General features: G+C 44.6%; 17 protein-coding genes. 2 read left to right on the top strand and 15 right to left on the bottom strand.

Annotation, left to right across the window (positions count from 1 at the left end; all coding sequences use genetic code 11):
* Window positions 1-78: 78 nt before the first annotated feature.
* The 12 genes from ECHVI_RS14115 to ECHVI_RS14060 all read right to left on the bottom strand — a co-directional run bounded on the left by ECHVI_RS14115 (window position 79) and on the right by ECHVI_RS14060 (window position 12285).
* Window positions 79-1296, bottom strand: coding sequence for a porin family protein (locus ECHVI_RS14115; protein ID WP_015266683.1), 1218 nt, complete (start codon window positions 1294-1296; stop codon window positions 79-81).
* Window positions 1268-1828 (bottom strand): RNA polymerase sigma factor, encoded by a 561-nt coding sequence (locus tag ECHVI_RS14110; RefSeq protein ID WP_015266682.1) that lies wholly within the window; start codon window positions 1826-1828, stop codon window positions 1268-1270. The genes ECHVI_RS14115 and ECHVI_RS14110 overlap by 29 nt, the downstream gene beginning before the upstream one ends.
* Before the next feature lie 307 nt (window positions 1829-2135).
* On the bottom strand, window positions 2136-2840 hold the full coding sequence (locus ECHVI_RS14105; RefSeq protein ID WP_015266681.1) for a sulfite exporter TauE/SafE family protein: 705 nt from the start codon (window positions 2838-2840) through the stop codon (window positions 2136-2138).
* Entirely contained in the window at window positions 2840-3271 is a 432-nt protein-coding gene (locus ECHVI_RS14100) for a FixH family protein (protein ID WP_342662018.1), read from the bottom strand. The genes ECHVI_RS14105 and ECHVI_RS14100 overlap by 1 nt, the downstream gene beginning before the upstream one ends.
* Window positions 3268-4689, bottom strand: coding sequence for a cytochrome c oxidase accessory protein CcoG (gene ccoG, locus ECHVI_RS14095; protein WP_015266679.1), 1422 nt, complete (start codon window positions 4687-4689; stop codon window positions 3268-3270). The genes ECHVI_RS14100 and ccoG overlap by 4 nt, the downstream gene beginning before the upstream one ends.
* 12 nt (window positions 4690-4701) lie before the next feature.
* Window positions 4702-5643 carry a cbb3-type cytochrome c oxidase N-terminal domain-containing protein gene (locus ECHVI_RS14090; RefSeq protein WP_015266678.1) on the bottom strand — a complete coding sequence of 314 codons (942 nt, stop codon included), beginning with the start codon at window positions 5641-5643 and terminating at the stop codon, window positions 4702-4704.
* Window positions 5630-5821, bottom strand: coding sequence for a cbb3-type cytochrome c oxidase subunit 3 (locus ECHVI_RS14085; protein WP_015266677.1), 192 nt, complete (start codon window positions 5819-5821; stop codon window positions 5630-5632). Before ECHVI_RS14085 ends, ECHVI_RS14090 begins: the two co-directional genes overlap by 14 nt.
* 12 nt (window positions 5822-5833) lie before the next feature.
* Window positions 5834-7987 carry a cytochrome-c oxidase, cbb3-type subunit I gene (ccoN, locus tag ECHVI_RS14080; RefSeq protein ID WP_015266676.1) on the bottom strand — a complete coding sequence of 718 codons (2154 nt, stop codon included), beginning with the start codon at window positions 7985-7987 and terminating at the stop codon, window positions 5834-5836.
* Between the two features lie 2 nt (window positions 7988-7989).
* Window positions 7990-8169 carry a cbb3-type cytochrome oxidase assembly protein CcoS gene (gene ccoS / locus ECHVI_RS14075; RefSeq protein WP_015266675.1) on the bottom strand — a complete coding sequence of 60 codons (180 nt, stop codon included), beginning with the start codon at window positions 8167-8169 and terminating at the stop codon, window positions 7990-7992.
* Complete coding sequence (locus ECHVI_RS14070; protein WP_015266674.1) at window positions 8160-10589, bottom strand: heavy metal translocating P-type ATPase; 2430 nt, start codon at window positions 10587-10589, stop codon at window positions 8160-8162. The genes ccoS and ECHVI_RS14070 overlap by 10 nt, the downstream gene beginning before the upstream one ends.
* An 80-nt stretch (window positions 10590-10669) precedes the next feature.
* Window positions 10670-11290, bottom strand: coding sequence for a hypothetical protein (locus tag ECHVI_RS23010; RefSeq protein ID WP_015266673.1), 621 nt, complete (start codon window positions 11288-11290; stop codon window positions 10670-10672).
* A gap of 284 nt (window positions 11291-11574) precedes the next feature.
* Complete coding sequence (locus ECHVI_RS14060; RefSeq protein WP_015266672.1) at window positions 11575-12285, bottom strand: Crp/Fnr family transcriptional regulator; 711 nt, start codon at window positions 12283-12285, stop codon at window positions 11575-11577.
* Window positions 12286-12635: 350 nt separating this feature from the next.
* On the opposite strand from ECHVI_RS14060, the gene ECHVI_RS14055 reads away from it, so the two are divergent.
* Both ECHVI_RS14055 and ECHVI_RS14050 read left to right on the top strand, forming a co-directional pair.
* Window positions 12636-13496 carry a sigma-70 family RNA polymerase sigma factor gene (locus ECHVI_RS14055; RefSeq protein WP_041739864.1) on the top strand — a complete coding sequence of 287 codons (861 nt, stop codon included), beginning with the start codon at window positions 12636-12638 and terminating at the stop codon, window positions 13494-13496.
* Window positions 13497-13534: 38 nt separating this feature from the next.
* Window positions 13535-14002 carry a carboxymuconolactone decarboxylase family protein gene (locus tag ECHVI_RS14050; RefSeq protein WP_015266670.1) on the top strand — a complete coding sequence of 156 codons (468 nt, stop codon included), beginning with the start codon at window positions 13535-13537 and terminating at the stop codon, window positions 14000-14002.
* 72 nt (window positions 14003-14074) lie between these two features.
* On the opposite strand, the gene ECHVI_RS14045 is transcribed toward ECHVI_RS14050, so the two are convergent.
* The 3 genes from ECHVI_RS14045 to ECHVI_RS14035 form a co-directional block, all read right to left on the bottom strand.
* Window positions 14075-14515, bottom strand: coding sequence for a GNAT family N-acetyltransferase (locus ECHVI_RS14045; protein ID WP_217189897.1), 441 nt, complete (start codon window positions 14513-14515; stop codon window positions 14075-14077).
* Between the two features lie 2 nt (window positions 14516-14517).
* Entirely contained in the window at window positions 14518-15453 is a 936-nt protein-coding gene (locus ECHVI_RS14040) for a serine hydrolase (RefSeq protein ID WP_015266668.1), read from the bottom strand.
* A 206-nt stretch (window positions 15454-15659) separates the two neighbouring features.
* Window positions 15660-16454 (bottom strand): M48 family metallopeptidase, encoded by a 795-nt coding sequence (locus ECHVI_RS14035; protein WP_015266667.1) that lies wholly within the window; start codon window positions 16452-16454, stop codon window positions 15660-15662.
* Window positions 16455-16508 lie beyond the last annotated feature (54 nt).

The raw sequence follows: 16508 nt of genomic DNA, 5'->3' as shown, positions 1-16508 counted from the left end.
CCTGCTTCCATTTTTTTACAGGAAATTCGTCCCGATATGCTACGAATGGTTTGTGGTTTATTTACTTTTTCGGAATGATCACCAGTTATATTTTAAACCGATCAAAACTCCGGCACTTTTTAGGTTGACTTCACCTTCCCCTACTCCCCTCCAAGGTACTTTATAATAGGGTGCTACCTGAAGTGAAAGCTTCTCGGACAAGTCCCGCTCGTACCCGATGCTGAGATTTATCACACTGAAAGGGTGACTGTTTTTATTCTTGAAATCCAGCTCCTTATGCTCTGGATAACCGTTTCCTGCATCGTATTCGAGGTCATATTTTTCTCTTAACATCATATATGAGGATAATCCGGCGCTCACATACCATCTATCCAAATCACGATTAAAAGCATAATACCGCACATCAGTGGCCACATCAAACACAAAGCAGTTTCCTTCTAAGGCTACCTTCCCCTGGTAATAGCTTCCAAAAGCGCTGTAATCTTCTTCTCCTTGATATGTTTTAAATGCGTATAAGAACCCCAGATTTACACTCCATTTTGGATGAATAAAATATTCCAAATTTATACCTACACTGGTTCCTACTCCTTGGAGGTCTTTCCACTTCAGGGCACTGATATCAGGAGAAAGCAGCCCTGCTACGCTCCACCGCTGGTCATTTCTAAAGGCTGCCGGCTGCTTATCGCCCTTCCCTTGTCCACTTTCCCTTGTCGCTTCCTCGTTTGGGGAAGGCTGGACAATCTCCTTTGGTATCTCCCCACGTTCAGCTACAAAGAAATGGGGGGCTCTCTTAACCGTGCCATTCACGGCCTGATGCAAAACCTTATTCCCTGTGCCTTTTCCTGAATGGCTTCCTGCTGATCCACCAGTCCTTTGGTTATTGGGATATTCCCTTGGATACTCCATTTGACCGTTCGCTTCTCCGCTATTAGTATTTACGGATTTATGGGGTGTATTAGATTGCCTGTCTCCATTGGCTAAAGCAGTTTGGTCGTCATTCCGAGCGATCTCTTTTTGATTTGCAGACGTTATCGCTGTCCCAACAGTATCCATCCCCTCATCCACATGGCTCCAAGCGATCCATCCGCCGACCAGCAACAACACCACTAATGGTCCCCACCACTTCCAATGTCTCTTGTGCCAAGCAGAAGTGGTTCCATTTGAGCCAGAAGTTCCAATTTTCTGCTTCATTTTCTCCCAATCCTCTTCAACAAAGGGAATATCGGGCTGTTCAGATTGCTCTTTGAAGAAATCATCCAGCTCCTTATCACTCATATTTTGCCAGTCCTTTTTCATGATTTCTTGTTAGTAATTCCCTTAAATTCGCCCTTGCCCTGGACAGGTTGGACTTGGAAGCCCCTACCGATATGCCCAACTGCTCTCCGATTTCCTCATGGCTGTACCCTTCGATCACATAAAGGTTGAAGACCGTCCGGTAAACAGGAGAAAGTGTTTGCACCACAGCAATCATCTCTTGATAATGGAGCTTGGCCATCACATCCTCTTGGGTGCCCTTTACATGAATGGACTGTTCCAGCTCCTTGGTTGTCACGTGATGACGGTCCTTCTTATAATGATTGATGGCCGTATTGATCAGAATTCTTCTAAACCAACTTCTGAACACCAAGCTTTTGTCATACTGCTGAATATGGGTAAACACCTTCATAAAACTGTCGTTCAGCACCTCCACAGCCTCTTCCCGACTACTGGTATACCGAAGACAGACACTCATACCATAACTGTAAAACTGCTTATAAAGCAATTCTTGGGACTTTGGATCATTTTTACAAAGTCCATCGATGAGCGATTTAGCCGGTTCTAGATCCACGATTCCAAAAAAGGTTGCGCTAGCCTATACAAGGGTTTTTCAGGACAGGTTGCGTGTGCTATTAATTAATTTACAAAAAAATGCTGTCCCAGCCTGTATGGGATCATCTTCTCCTTTCTTGAAATGCTTATTAACATGTAAACGGTAGATAAATCGTAAAAATATTTTATCAGTAATTCGAAAAATCAACATTATGTTTGGCCAGTAAATAAAAAGTAAAATCTCCTTAAACAACAGTTCCCCCAATGGTATTCGTTAGACTAGAGGAGCATTAGCAAAAGCATCATTACCCCAAAGGCAAGTAAGGTCACTTACAAATGGTCATATCGCTTGCCCCGGCCGTAATCTCAAAATTCCCTAAAGAAGGGCTCAAAAAATGGATTCCCAATCCCATTCCCCTAATGATAAAAAGTACTCCAATCAACACCGCAAAATAGGGCATCAATCCATAAATCCGCTGCCGCCACAAAGGAGAAAACAGGGTACTTCCTAACATCAACAGGAACAACAACGGCACCGTCCCCAATCCAAAAGCCACCATATACATTCCACCCTGCCAGGGATTTGACAGCGCCATAGAAGCCAGTAAAGCGATATAGACCATTCCACACGGCAAAAGGCCATTGACCAGCCCTGTCATGAAAAAGGCATAAGTACCTCCTCTTTTTAACCAAAAGCCCAATGAAGATTTAACCTTGGCCACCATACCATACAGTCCGCCACCTGCCAACGCCCGTTCACTTCGCTTATACAGCATGGCAAAAATGATGATCAAAACCCCTAAGCCAATGGACACCCATTGCTGGATTCCGGCCAATTGCAGCCCTTTGCCGACAATGCCCACGAGAAGGCCTAGCAGCCCATACGTCACCGTCCTCCCGAGGTTATACCAAAGCTTACGCCACCAATAACGCTTGGAATCCGCTGCTGAAACTGCAAGCGCTATGGGGCCACACATGCCAAGGCAATGAAATGACCCCAAAAATCCCAATATCAGTCCTGTCCAGATCATTAAAGGTTAATTTTCTGCTCTTCATAAAAGGCTTTGCCGTCCTTTTCCCAGGCAAGCTTAACTTTCCAATAACCACTTTTAAGCTCCCGAAGGCTTACTGCCTGTTCACTGCCACTATCAAATTCCAGTGAGATCTTTTGATCTAACCGTGCATCTGACGGCCTGAAAAGCCAAAGGGTTCCCTTAGAGCCTTTGCCCAGTTTGACCTGGATTTCCTTCTGGCCCGCATCATAAGCCATCACCTGATGATCTAGCATGGCGGCATTGGAGGCCTTTTCGATCTGATCTTGATACTTGATTTCCTCCTCATAATAATTTTTGGTCACCAAGTGAAGGTCATCTTGCTTCATGCAGATGCCTACCATGGTAAATACCAACGCCGCAAAGGCGACAAATACGATAATTATTCCTGTTCCCCAGTTCATTTTCATTTGTTTTTATCTGGTAATGGTGCCATAAAATTGGTGGAAATTTCATCAATAACTTCCCCGTTCTGTAACAAGAGCAGCGTGACGGTTTCATTGATTTCTTGGACATCAATCCTTTCAATGACCAAGAAAAACCTGCCCTCTAACTTGGACTGTCCTTCCAACAGCCAATGCCCTTGGTCATTGGCTTCAATCTGATACCTATCGTCCACCGCTTTGATCTGTACCTCCTGCGCTTCAAACGTCTTGTTAATGAATGTCGCCTCATACAAATTGCTCACCTGACCATCTGTACGCTCCTGGTAGGTCATGCCCCTGAAACGCGTGATGGTAGCTGAAAGCTCCGTTCTGGTCATCAGCAACCCTACAAATGCTGCTATCAACAACACCAATACCGCCGAATATCCCATGACCCTTGGCGTGATCAGCTTCTGATGTCCTTCTTTGATACTATTTTCAGAAGCATACCTGATCAGTCCTTTGGGGCGGTTAACTTTTTCCATGACCTCATCGCAGGCGTCCATGCAGGCCGTGCAGTTGACGCATTCCATTTGGACACCATTCCGGATATCAATTCCCGTCGGACACACCTGCACACATAAGGTACAATCAATGCAATCTCCTTTTGGTGGCTCTTCTGTCTTTTTCTTATTGATTTTCCCACGAGGCTCCCCCCTGACATAGTCGTAACTCACATTGATGGAATTGGTATCAAGCAGCACACCTTGGAGCCGCCCATATGGACACACCACCGTACACACCTGCTCCCTGAAGAGGCTAAAGACCAGCATAAAAATTCCCGCAAAGAACAACAACCCCATAAAACCCGCCAAGTTTTCACTTGGCGGATGACTGATCGTTTCCAAAGTCTCTTCGATCCCTATCAGATAGGCCATCACGGTATGGGCGATGAGCAGGGATATCAAGGAAAATATCCCAAACTTCGCCCCTTTCTTCAGGATCTTTTTCCGGTTCCAAGGCATGGCATTGAGTTTACGCTGTTGGGAAGCATCTCCCTCGATCCAGTATTCGATCTTGCGGAAGACCATCTCCATGAAAAGGGTTTGGGGACAGATCCATCCACAAAACACCCTGCCAAAAACCACGGTAAATAATATGATAAACACGAACAAAATGAGCAGCAGGAAAAGTAAAATATAGGTATCCTGCGGCCAAAACACTTGCCCAAAGATGACAAACTTCCGCTCAAAGACATTAAGGAGCAGGAGCGGCTCACCGTCAATTTTCAGGAAAGGGCCTACAAACAGCATGGCCAAAAGCAGCCACGAAAGCCAGGTTCTCCATTTATAGAAAAACCCGGTCACTTTCTTGGGATAAATCCAGTTTCGTCCACCGTCAGGTTTTACCGTGGCCAGGGAATCTCGAAAGGCTTCTTGACTATTCTGCTGCTTTTCACTCATTTCGACTGCTATTTAGACATCTACCTTCACTGAATCCGGTTGTACACCGGTGGAATCTGCCGCATCCGTCTCCCCTTCTTCATTATCAGGCACATACAGCTCACCTTGCGGCTCTTTTGGATTGGCAGGGGTTTTTCCTTGTAGGGAAAGGATATAATTCGACACTTGCATGATTTCCTCAGGACTCAGCTGATCCTGCCAGGGAATCATTCCTTTATCGGGCACCCCGTATTTCACGGTTTTAAAAACATCCTGAATGCTGCCCCCATGAAGCCAATATTGATCGGTAAAGTTAGGACCTACGCCACCACCGCCATCGGCAGCGTGACAGGCCACACAATTGTTTTGGTATATGGTTCCGCCGGCAGTAAGCACAAACTCCGACTGGTCAAACTCCACATTGCTTTCATCAATGGAAGCCAAAGCCAACTCCTTTCGCTTTTCAGCAGCTATTTCCTCCGCTTTTAGCTGGGCTTGATATTCCTCTTCCGGTGTTTTTCCCCAGCCTATGGCAGAATAATTGATCAAATAGAAAATGGCAAAGATCGTGGAGCCGTAAAACAAATAGGTAAGCCAAGGGGGCATAAAATTGTCCAACTCCCGAATACCATCGTAATTGTGGCTCAGCATGATCTCACCTTCTTCCTCCACCGGTTTCAATTTTCCGGATACAAAACGCTCATTGAACTGCTCCCACCAGCTGGGCTGATTGGCCAATGCTGGATTTTCACGTTTGAGAAGGGTCACCATAAACGACATCAGGTAGATCATGAGCAATAGCAACAACACCAAAACACCCAGCATCACGATGATCATCAACAGCAGCATCAACTCACTGCTGTTCATGGTTCCTAAGGCAGACCAAAATGAAGGTTCCTCTACATTTTGGGCAAAAGCTGTGGAAGAAGCTAATCCCATAAAGGTGGTCAATAGCACTGCTTTATTTTTTTTCATGGCTTTCTTCTTTTTGGTGATCATCATCTACAGGAAGTGATTTCATGTGGTCAATGTATCGCTTATCCACGCGAAGCACCCACCATCCCATCCCAACAAAGAACAGCACAAAGACCAATAGGGAAATGATTGGGTATATTTCCACGTTTTCGATTGAAGTTAATATTTCCTTTTGCATAATTTTCTTGTTTTATTTCGCCTCATTGGCCGTTTTAGTGGGGGCATCCAGCTTTTTGATATCCGTACCCAAGCGCTGTAAGTATGCGATCAATGCCACAATTTCCGTATTGGGCAAGACCTCAATATTCGCATCCTTCAGCCCAGCGGTAATCTTATTGGCTTGCTCATTTAGGTCTTCCATGGCAGGGCCATCCGCATATCCCTCGGGATAGGGCACACCGAGTTTTTGGAGGGTACGGATTTTGGCAGGAAGGTCCTCATGATCCATCGTCGTCGTAATCATCCAGTCATAGGGAGGCATGGTCGACCCTGGTGACATGGTCCGGGGATCCAACATATGGTGGTAATGCCAGCTATCGGGATACTTCCCTCCCACACGATGGAGGTCGGGACCAGTTCTTTTGGACCCCCATAAGAATGGCCGGTCGTAAACAAACTCCCCGGCTTTGGAATACTCGCCATAACGTTCAGTTTCAGAGCGGAAAGGCCGGATCATTTGGGAGTGGCAGCCCACACAACCATTTTTAATGTAGATATCCCTTCCTTGCAGCTCCAGCGGCGTATAAGGTGTCACACTGGAGATGGTCGGCACATTGGATTTGACCAAAATGGTCGGTATGATCTCAATGGCACCGCCAATCAGAATGGCCACTGTCGCGAGGATGGTAAAGAAGATCGGTTTTCTTTCCCATACATGATGCCAATATTCTCCTTTTTGGGCGACAGGCTTGGTCAAGGCAGGTGCTTCATCAGGCTCTTCTGCCACGAAGGCGCCCATTTTGGTCGTCTTCACGAGGTTATAGATCATGATCAGGGTACCGCTCAAATATAGCACGCCCCCAAAAGCCCTGAACATGTACATGGGCACAATCTGCAAGGTGGTTTCCAGGAAATTCGGATAGGCCAACCTACCCATTTCATTAAATTCTTTCCACATCAAACTCTGTGTCAAGGCTGCCACGTACATCGGCAAGGCATAGAAAATGATCCCCAACGTCCCTAGCCAAAAATGTGTATTGGCCAGTTTTGTGGAATAAAGTTTAGTATTCCACATTCTCGGGCACAGCCAGTAAAGCATACCAAACGTCAGGAATCCATTCCAGCCCAACCCACCAATATGGACGTGCGCGACGATCCAATCGGTATAATGGGCAATCGCATTAACACTTTTCAGCGAAAGCAACGGGCCTTCGAACGTGGCCATACCGTAGGCTGTCACGGCCACTACCATAAACTTCAGTACAGGATCTACGCGCACCTTGTCCCACGCGCCTCTCAATGTCAACAGTCCATTCACCATTCCACCCCAAGAAGGAGCAATTAGCATGATGGAAAACGCTACGCCCAAGACTTGGGCCCAGTTTGGCAAGGCCGTGTAGAGCAAATGGTGAGGACCTGCCCAGATGTAAATAAAGATCAGTGCCCAAAAGTGAATGATCGACAGTTTATAGGAGTAAATAGGTCTGTTGGCTGCTTTGGGCAAATAATAGTACATCAAGCCCAAATAGGGAGTCGTCAGGAAGAACGCTACCGCATTATGGCCATACCACCATTGGACCAAAGCATCTTGGACACCTGCATAGGCAGAATAACTCTTAAAAAGGGAAACAGGCAACTCCAGGGAGTTAAAGATGTGCAGCACCGCTACCGTCACAAAAGAGGCCAGGTAAAACCAAATAGCCACGTACATGTGCCGCTCACGGCGTTTGATCAAGGTACCGATCATATTGGCCCCAAAAGCCACCCAAACCACCGCAATGGCGATGTCAATGGGCCACTCCAGCTCTGCATATTCCTTTGAGGTGGTCAGCCCCAAGGGAAGGGTGATCGCGGCTGCCAAAATGATCAATTGCCATCCCCAGAAATTGATCCAACTGAGGGTGTCACTCCACATCCTGGCCTTCAGCAGCCGCGGCATGGAATAATAAACTCCTGCAAAGATCGCGTTGCCCACAAAGGCAAAAATCACCGCATTGGTATGCAGCGGACGAATCCTGCCAAAGGTAGTGTATGGGTTTCCTAAATTGGCCTCGGGAAGAAATAGCTGGGTGGCGGCCAATATCCCCACCAGCATCCCGACTACGCCCCAAATGATGGTGGCTGCTCCAAAGTACTTTACGATCTTATTATCGTAACTGAACTTTTCCAGTAGTGGTTCTGACATATTTACTTAGATTTAGTTGTTGGTTTGCTTGTCTCTGACTTCTTTTTATTATCGAAGAGTATTCTCACCGAGGGGGTGTAGGTATCGTCATATTGACCACCCTTCATTGCCCTGATAAACAGGATTAGAAAGGTCACTGCCAATATCAAACTGATGCCGATCAATACAAATATTACTTCCATAGCCACTTGGTTTTAAGTCCTTTTTTATAGGCAAAATAATTCATCATCACCGTGGTAAAAACCACCACTGAAATACTACTCAAGGGCATCAGCACCGCACAAACTACTGGACTTAAAAGCCCTTGTACAGCCAATCCAATCCCCGCTACATTATAGACCAAGCTGATAACAAAACTGGCCATGATCACCTGCTTACCATTCCTCGCCAAACCGATAAAAGCAGGAAGCTTGGTAAGGGCCTCCACATCCATAATGGCATCACTGGCAGGAGAAAAATAGGTAGACTGATCCGTCACGGCGATCCCCACATGGCTCGCCTGCAAAGCTCCCGCATCGTTTAATCCATCGCCAATCATCACAGTGGACTTTCCTTCCGCATCCAGACGTCTAAGGTATTTCAGCTTGTCCATAGGGCTCTGATGGAAGTTTAGCATCACGTCTGCTCCCAATGTCTCTTTTAACTTCACCGCTTCCGTGGCCCTGTCTCCTGACAAAACGTGAACATTTCCATTGTTTTTGAGCTCATGGATGGTTTCCTCCACGCCTGCCCTCAAGGTGCTCATGATGTGAAAATAACCGAGCACTTTACCATTGACAGCCAAATACACCCGGTTCTCCCCTTCTTTGCTTTTTACCTTGCCTAATCCCAACCACTCGGGAGATCCCAGTCGTATGATATCCCCTTGATACAAGGCTTCCAAACCACGTCCAAGTTGCTCCTGAAAGCCTTCAATAAACACTGATTCGTATACTGGAAGCCAACTGTTTATGCGGTGGCTCAAGGGATGTGTAGACTCGCTTACCATGCTTTTGATGGCTATCTTCAGGTCTTCTGAAAGGGCTTCCCCGATAAACATGACATTGGCCAAAGTCGGATCGGTCAAGGTTCCGGTTTTATCAAAAACGTAATCCGTAATTCCTGCCAGACGCTCGATAACTTGCCCATTTTTCAGGAAGAATTTTTGATGGCCCATTATCCGCAAGGTATTGCCAAGGGTAAATGGCGTGGAAAGGGCCAAGGCACAAGGACAAGCCACAATAAGCACACTGGAAAAGGCCTTTACTCCCATCGCCAAATCATTCAAACTCCAAAAAATGAACGTCACCAATGCAATCACCAGCACGGCTACCGTGAATTTACCACTGATCTTATTGGCCAAAGTGCTCAGGTCCTCCTTGGGCAATTCCTTGAAACTTTCGTGGTTCCACAGCCCCGTCAAATACCCTTGGGAAGGTTCCTTCTGGACATTCAACAGCAAGGCACCAGCCTGCTGCCTCCCGCCTGCATAGATAATACTTCCCTTGGGTACCGTAACCGGCACTTCTTCCCCTGTCACAAAACTATAATCTATCTGGGCATCCCCTTGGATCAAAAGGCTATCGGCAGGGATCAATTCGCCTTTTCTGACTTTAATAGTGTCTCCCACCTGGAGTTTGGGCATGGAAATCACCTCTTCCCCTTCTTGCCTCATTCTGGTGACCGCCAACGGGAAATAAGCCGCGTAATCCCGATCAAAAGAGAGGGTATCGTAGGTTTTCTGCTGGTAATATTTTCCAATGAGCAAAAAGAATATCAATCCCCCCAAAGAATCCAAATAGCCTGTTCCTCCTCCGAGGACCTCATGTAGACTGTAAAAAAATAAGGCCGCTATGCCCATGACAATGGGTACATCCATGTTCACTGTACCATTCTTCAAGGCATACCATGCCGATCGGTAATAATCAGTGGCTGCATAAAACACAATCGGAAGTGACAATGCTAAATTAAGGTAACCGAAAAGACCCCTAAATTCCTCTTCCAGCAGGGAAACCTCACTGAAATATTCCGGCAAGCTGAAAAACATCATATTGCCAAAACAAAAGCCTGCTACGGCTAATTTATAAATCAGCCGCTTATCGACTTTAGAAGAAGTTTTTTTTGGATTAACGTTTGACAAATTAAGGGTGGGAGGATATCCAATTTTAGAAAGGAGCTCCACCACTTCCCGCAAACTGGTCCGGTCGGTATAAAACTTAACTTTACACTCTTTTTTTACAAAGTCTGTCCTGGAATAAAACACACCATTGCACAGCTGGTGCAGGTGCTCCAATAACCAAATACAAGAGGCACAGTGAATGGCGGGAATGTGGAACGTAATGTGCGACTCCTTGTCATTCGAAAAATCCACCAGTTTCTGAATGACCTCAGGTTCGTTCAAATAATCGAATTGATTTCCTGGTGCGTGAGGAACTGCTTGACGGATTCCGGGACGGGATCCATATTCATAATAGCTGGAAAGGTCATTTTCTTGCAGCACCTCATATACCAACTTACAGCCTGGACAGCAAAAATCTTTTTCATCAAATACCAAGGATTCCTCTTGGCATTTTTCACCACAATGATAACACAACACAAAACTCCTATTGTCAATTTGTCTCATATTTATCACGGTTATGCCATAATTTAAATAAATTTAACAATATAAAGTAAATTCAAAGCGTTCAATTTGGTGTTTTTTTACTAGCTCAAGTAAATACTTAACTTCAAGAAACTGTTTGGTTTAGGGTGGTGAAGAGATCCCAATAGGTGAAGGAGACTTGACAAATACTTTTTGGGTGTAACCAAGAAAGTAAAATTGTGCTGTTGGGCATATTGCCAAAATTGTTCGATTTGGGTGAAATTAAACTTGATAAAACTAGTCTCTTGGGATTTTTTGGACAATAGCCGAACCAAAGAGGCCTCTTCACGAATCTTAGATTTGGGAATAAAACCAGGCGAAACAATGGTGATCTGACTATACTTCAGCTCCTCTTCAAAAATGGAAACAAAACGTATGATGCTTTTAGCCGTCTGTGCTTTCCCATCATAGTGCAACAAGACTTTTTCAAGTGAGATCTTTGCACCGCAAATTACAACAGGGATATCAGCGCTCGGTCTCCACTCGGTCGGTTTTAATTTTTTTTGCTTATGCCAAGTCGAAACTTTCGTCAATTCACCAACAAGTAATTTTGGTCGGAACTGGTTTTCGGACAAACATCTCTCCCCTGAACGGCCCATAGCATTTATGGGCAACTCGTCCTTGCTTAATGTAAGCCAAAATTTGCTTTCATTTTTACGGGTATTCATGTCATCCTCTTTCATATTTGACCGATTAATTCCTTAACAAAGGTATCTGCCAGTCAAATGGAAAAAGATGATATAAGCTCACGGTATGATATGACATTTGTCACATAAATCAATAAAAACAACCTTCAATTCCCAACCTGACACCTGCGGACAATGATAAAAGTGAATGGTTTTTTTATAAAAAATGAAAGGTTAAAACTAGTAAGTCTTTTTATCACACCTGCTAACTTCACAATAAGCGGTAGACACATGTCTACAGCCACTATTATTTATTAAATCGGGAAATTATAATGTCAAAACTAAACCTTATAAAAGTCAGAAAGTCGTGCGAGGGCATTTCGGTCCATCACGATGATTTTTTTACCTTCAAAACGCACCATCTTATCTTTCTTAAATTCTGAAAGAAGTCTAATGACCGTTTCGGTAGCAGTCCCCACCAATCCTGCCAATTCTTCCCTGGTCAGGTTGATATTGATTTTTTGGCTCGCTCCACCGTCTATACCATAGGAATCACTTAGTTTCAGCAAAGTAAAAGCCAAACGTTCACGAATGGTCTTTTGTGTCGCATCAGTGAGCTTTTCCTCCATCATTCCAAGTGATTGACAGATCGATTTGGTCAACCGCCGATGAAAATTATTATCCTTTGAGAGTATATTTAAAAAGGTTTCCTTAGGGATAAAGCAAATATTGGCATCTTCTACAATCGATGCAGCATTACTATATACATCTTCTCCCAATAGCGAAGTATATCCTAAAAAATCTCCTTTTTGGGCAAGACGAATGATTTGGTCCTTTCCATTTGAAGCGGTTTTATACACTTTTACAATCCCTGAACTAATACAAAAAATACCTAAAGGCTTGGTTCCTTCATAGAACAATACTTGTCCCTTTTGGTGGGTAATCAAATTTTTATTTTGTGACAAACTACACAGATGCTCTTCGGATAAATCTGAAAACAAGGAAAATTTTCGGCTTATACAAAGCTCACACGGTGTATTCTTATTTTTCATGACTGGCACAATTCTAATGTATTGGTAAAGACACCACAAAAGTAAGTCTATTCCATTGTCAAAAACATGACTTTTGTCATAATAGTTAAATTCACGTAATGTATCACTTTTTACGCGATGATTTTTTCATCTAGGATGTATACTAAATGGCTTCAATAATGTCGTCCCCACAACCATTCATCTTTAAACGACCCTTGGCAGTTAAAAAACATCGTCATAGTCTCATCATTGAAAAAACCTTTTTTATGGAAAAAAATCTTATTATTTATATTTGTAAGGAAACCTTGACCATTTTAGCTTGGAGGATTTCATATCCACCTCAGTTTGCTGTAAAACCAACGTACCATCCCATGGAGAGATTCCGTCCATTACTTTTTACCTATGCTTACAACATCCTGGGAGCTGCCATGGAGGCAGAAGATGTGGTACAGGACGTATTTGAAAAGTTTTTAACCTTGGATACCAACACCATCCAAAATGAAAAAGCGTACCTTATTCGCATGGTCATCAACCAAGCCATCAACCGTAAAAAACAGCTCAACAGATCACTTCTTCACTATCCTAACGATTGGCTCCCAGAACCTGTAATCACCAACATGGACACGGAAAGGTTGGAAGATGAGCACATTCTCTCCTATTCCATGATGCTATTACTCGAACAACTGGAACCTGGCCCACGAGCAGTTTTCCTGCTAAAAGAGTCATTTGGCTACAGTCATAAAGCGATCAGTCAAACCTTGGACATCAGCCAAGAAACGTCAAGGCAACAACTTTCCAGAGCCAAAAAAAAGCTTCGAAACACTACTTCCCCCCAGGTCATAGAGCCTAACCGCGAAGGAGTTGAGGCGTATTTAAAAGCCATAAAAAACGCCGATGCTAAAGCCCTGGAAGAATTGCTTCTAGAAGACATCTCCCTTACTTCTGATGGCGGCGGAAAAGTACCTGCCGGCACCAAACTCGTTCAAGGAACACACAGGGTGGTCGCCATGCTTCAAGGGTTATTTAGAAAATTCTATCAAGAAATTAACCTACTCCCTACCACCGTTAACCACAGCCCTGCTATACTTTACCTCACACCGGCAGGTGAAGTGACCAACTGTCAGGTGTTTGTTTTTGAAAACCGTAAAATTGCCCGGATATTTTTCATCCGTAATCCGGAAAAACTACTTTTTTTACAAAAAAGACTTCACCAGCTGTCACAAAAATCATGATGGATTGTCTTTAGGGCAAAACCAAATAATACACTATCATGAAAGAACGTATTTCACATCAGGAGCTGCCCCAAGGGCTTTATGAATCCCTAAAAGAAGTTCAAAACTACCTCGATCAAAACGGGGTAGGAAATCCCCTTAAAAGCCTGATCAAAATGAGGGTTTCCCAGATCAATAGCTGTGCTTATTGTCTGGACATGCATTTTAAGGAGGCTACCCATGCAGGTGAAACGCCACTTAGATTGGTCTCATTGGCTGCATGGAGAGAAACACCTTACTATTCTCAAAAAGAGCAAGCGGTACTTGAATTTGCAGAACGTCTTACCCACATGCCTGCTGAAGAACATAGTGATGACATTCATGACAAATTAAGGGAACACTTTAGCCAACGAGAAATGGCACTGCTCACCTTAGAAGTCATTCAGATCAATTCATGGAACCGGCTGGTACGGTCTTTTGGGTTGATTCCGGGAAATTATAAGGTTCAGGAGGCAACTAATGGCTGATAGTTTGTAAAACTCATGCCTACCAAACCGTCATTGTCCCTGTGATTCCTTTTGGGACGGTGACGGTTTTATTTACAAAAGGGTGAACTTATCGCTTAAGACTTGCATAAACATTTCAGGCTTATCCAAGGGCATAAAATCAAATTTTTCATATAAAGAATGAGCATCCTTGGTGGCCAACATGACCCTTCTGAGGTCTCCAAACCATTCTTGCCCAAGAAACTCCCTGAGCATTTGCTGGCCAATGCCCTTGCCTGAAAATTCCTCCAAGATATAAACGTCCGAAACCCAAGCGAAGGTGGTGTAATCGGTGACCGCCCGAACAAAACCTACCTGCTCATTTCCGATAAACGCTCCTGCACAGAAGGAATGTTCTATGGAATCCTGGACTTTTTTAAAATCAATGTCCCTGGCCCAATAGGACACTTCTGACAAATACTGGTGAACCGCATGCACATCCATGCTTTCCGCACCACAGCGTATCGTTACTTGATCAGTCACCAATTTTTCCACTTTCAGTAATCTAAACCTTCAAAATACTTTTCACTGCCCGCAGAAGGACTCCAAGGGCTTTTGGGCTCAAAATAGTTCCAGAGTAATGCCGAAACCTTCCGTGCCAAAACCCACGATTCATTATCTGGCTCCCAGCGGGTGTCTTCATTGTTTTTAGTCGCGATGTATAGCACATAATCCCCATGGGGAGCATTAACCATGACCAGCTCAGAACGGGACGCATTGACCATCCCCTGCTTGGATGCTGTCTGGACGTAAGGAGGTATTTGCGACAGTGCATAATCATCGTAATAAACGTTGGTCATCAATCGGTACATCCGCTCGGATGCAGCTTGGCTGATGAGCTCACCCTTTCTCATTTTCTTGAGCAACGTGGCCATTTCCCGTGGGGTAGTTTGGCCCCAACCGTACTTTTCCCAATCCTTATCTCTTCCTGGAGTCCGGGAATTGACACGGGTAGACACCATGCCATACTGCTCCATGAGGGGATTGATGGTTTCGCCCCCTCCTGCCAAAGCTTGGTTCCAGAGTGAGGTGGTATTGTCACTATAGGAGATCATCAAGGCCAGCAAGGTACTCAAGTCCGTCTGGGTACTATCCTCAAAATACTGCATCAAGCCCGACCCTCCATACTTGATAGAATCCCGGTACACCAAGGGTTCGTGGTAGTCCAACTCACCCTTTTCGATTTTATCAAAAACCCCTATTAGAATCGGGATTTTAACGATGCTTGCAGTGGGAAAAATGGTATCGGCATTTATGGCTGCATACTTTCCAGAAGGCAAATGCTCTACATAAATCCCTGCAGTGCCCTTAAATCCCTCAAAAACTGAATTTAAGGCGGCGGTTAACTTCTTGTCTTCTTTTAATTTTTGGCCAAAAGAAACGACGGACCAGCACAACATAAAAAAGACCAATAACAAGCGCTTCATGTTCATTTGATAACAATTTGGTTTCCGTAATCTAATAGCGTACAATTAACAAAAATAAATAGAAACCACTTTCCCTGATTTCAGGGATTTTCAAAATTTTAAATATAACCCATGAGGCCAGCAGCTTCATCCGCCCAAGACTCACTTCCTTATAAAAAAGAAAAAGCCAAAGACTAACGTGCTTTGGCTTTTTAATATCTTTTGGAATAAACTTACATTTTATAGTATTTCAATGCCTCCGGCATTTGGCTGTTGAGCTCATCAATTCTCCTGTTCGGTCCAGGGTGGGTAGACAAAAACTCTGGTGGCGCTTCTCCGCCAGACTTGGCTTCCATACGTTGCCAAAACTCAGGCGCTACCCTAGGGTCATATCCTGCCATGGCCATAAAGATTAATCCCAATTGGTCGGCTTCCAACTCTTGGTCCCTGGAGAATTTAAGCATCCCTACCTGGCTGCCCATTCCTACGGCCTGCATAAAAATAGACTCTGTCAGACTGGGGTTTTGGCCCATGGCTGCTTGAACGCCACCCAAAAGGCCATTCGCTACAAGCCCTTGAGACATCCGTTCTCTGGCATGGCTGGCAATCGCATGCGCCACCTCATGGCCCATCACCACCGCAATACCAGCATCATCTTGGCATACTGGCATAATTCCGGTGTAGAAAGCCACCTTACCTCCTGGCATACACCAAGCATTTACTTGGTCATCTTGTATAAGGTTAAATTCCCATTCAAACCCGTTCAGAATATCTCCATGGCCATTATCGTTCAGATAGGTCTCCACCGCTGCAGCAATTCGCTTTCCTACCCTGACCACGCTTTCACCATCTGCTGTATTGGTCACAATCTTGCTTTCGGACTTGACCTCATTGTACTGCTGAAATGACATGGGCAATACTTCCGAATTGTCCACCAGGCTGAGCTGCTTCCTTCCACTTAGCGGAACCGTGGCACAGCTGTAAAAGAATAAACCTGCAAATAATAAAATTGATATCCGTTTAAGCATATTGATAGTTGATTGGTTAAATCTCATTCCCCAAAAAAAGTGCCAAACCCCACA

Source organism: Echinicola vietnamensis DSM 17526 (genome assembly GCF_000325705.1).
Lineage (GTDB): Bacteria > Bacteroidota > Bacteroidia > Cytophagales > Cyclobacteriaceae > Echinicola > Echinicola vietnamensis.
This window is presented reverse-complemented; position numbering and strand designations above follow the sequence as displayed.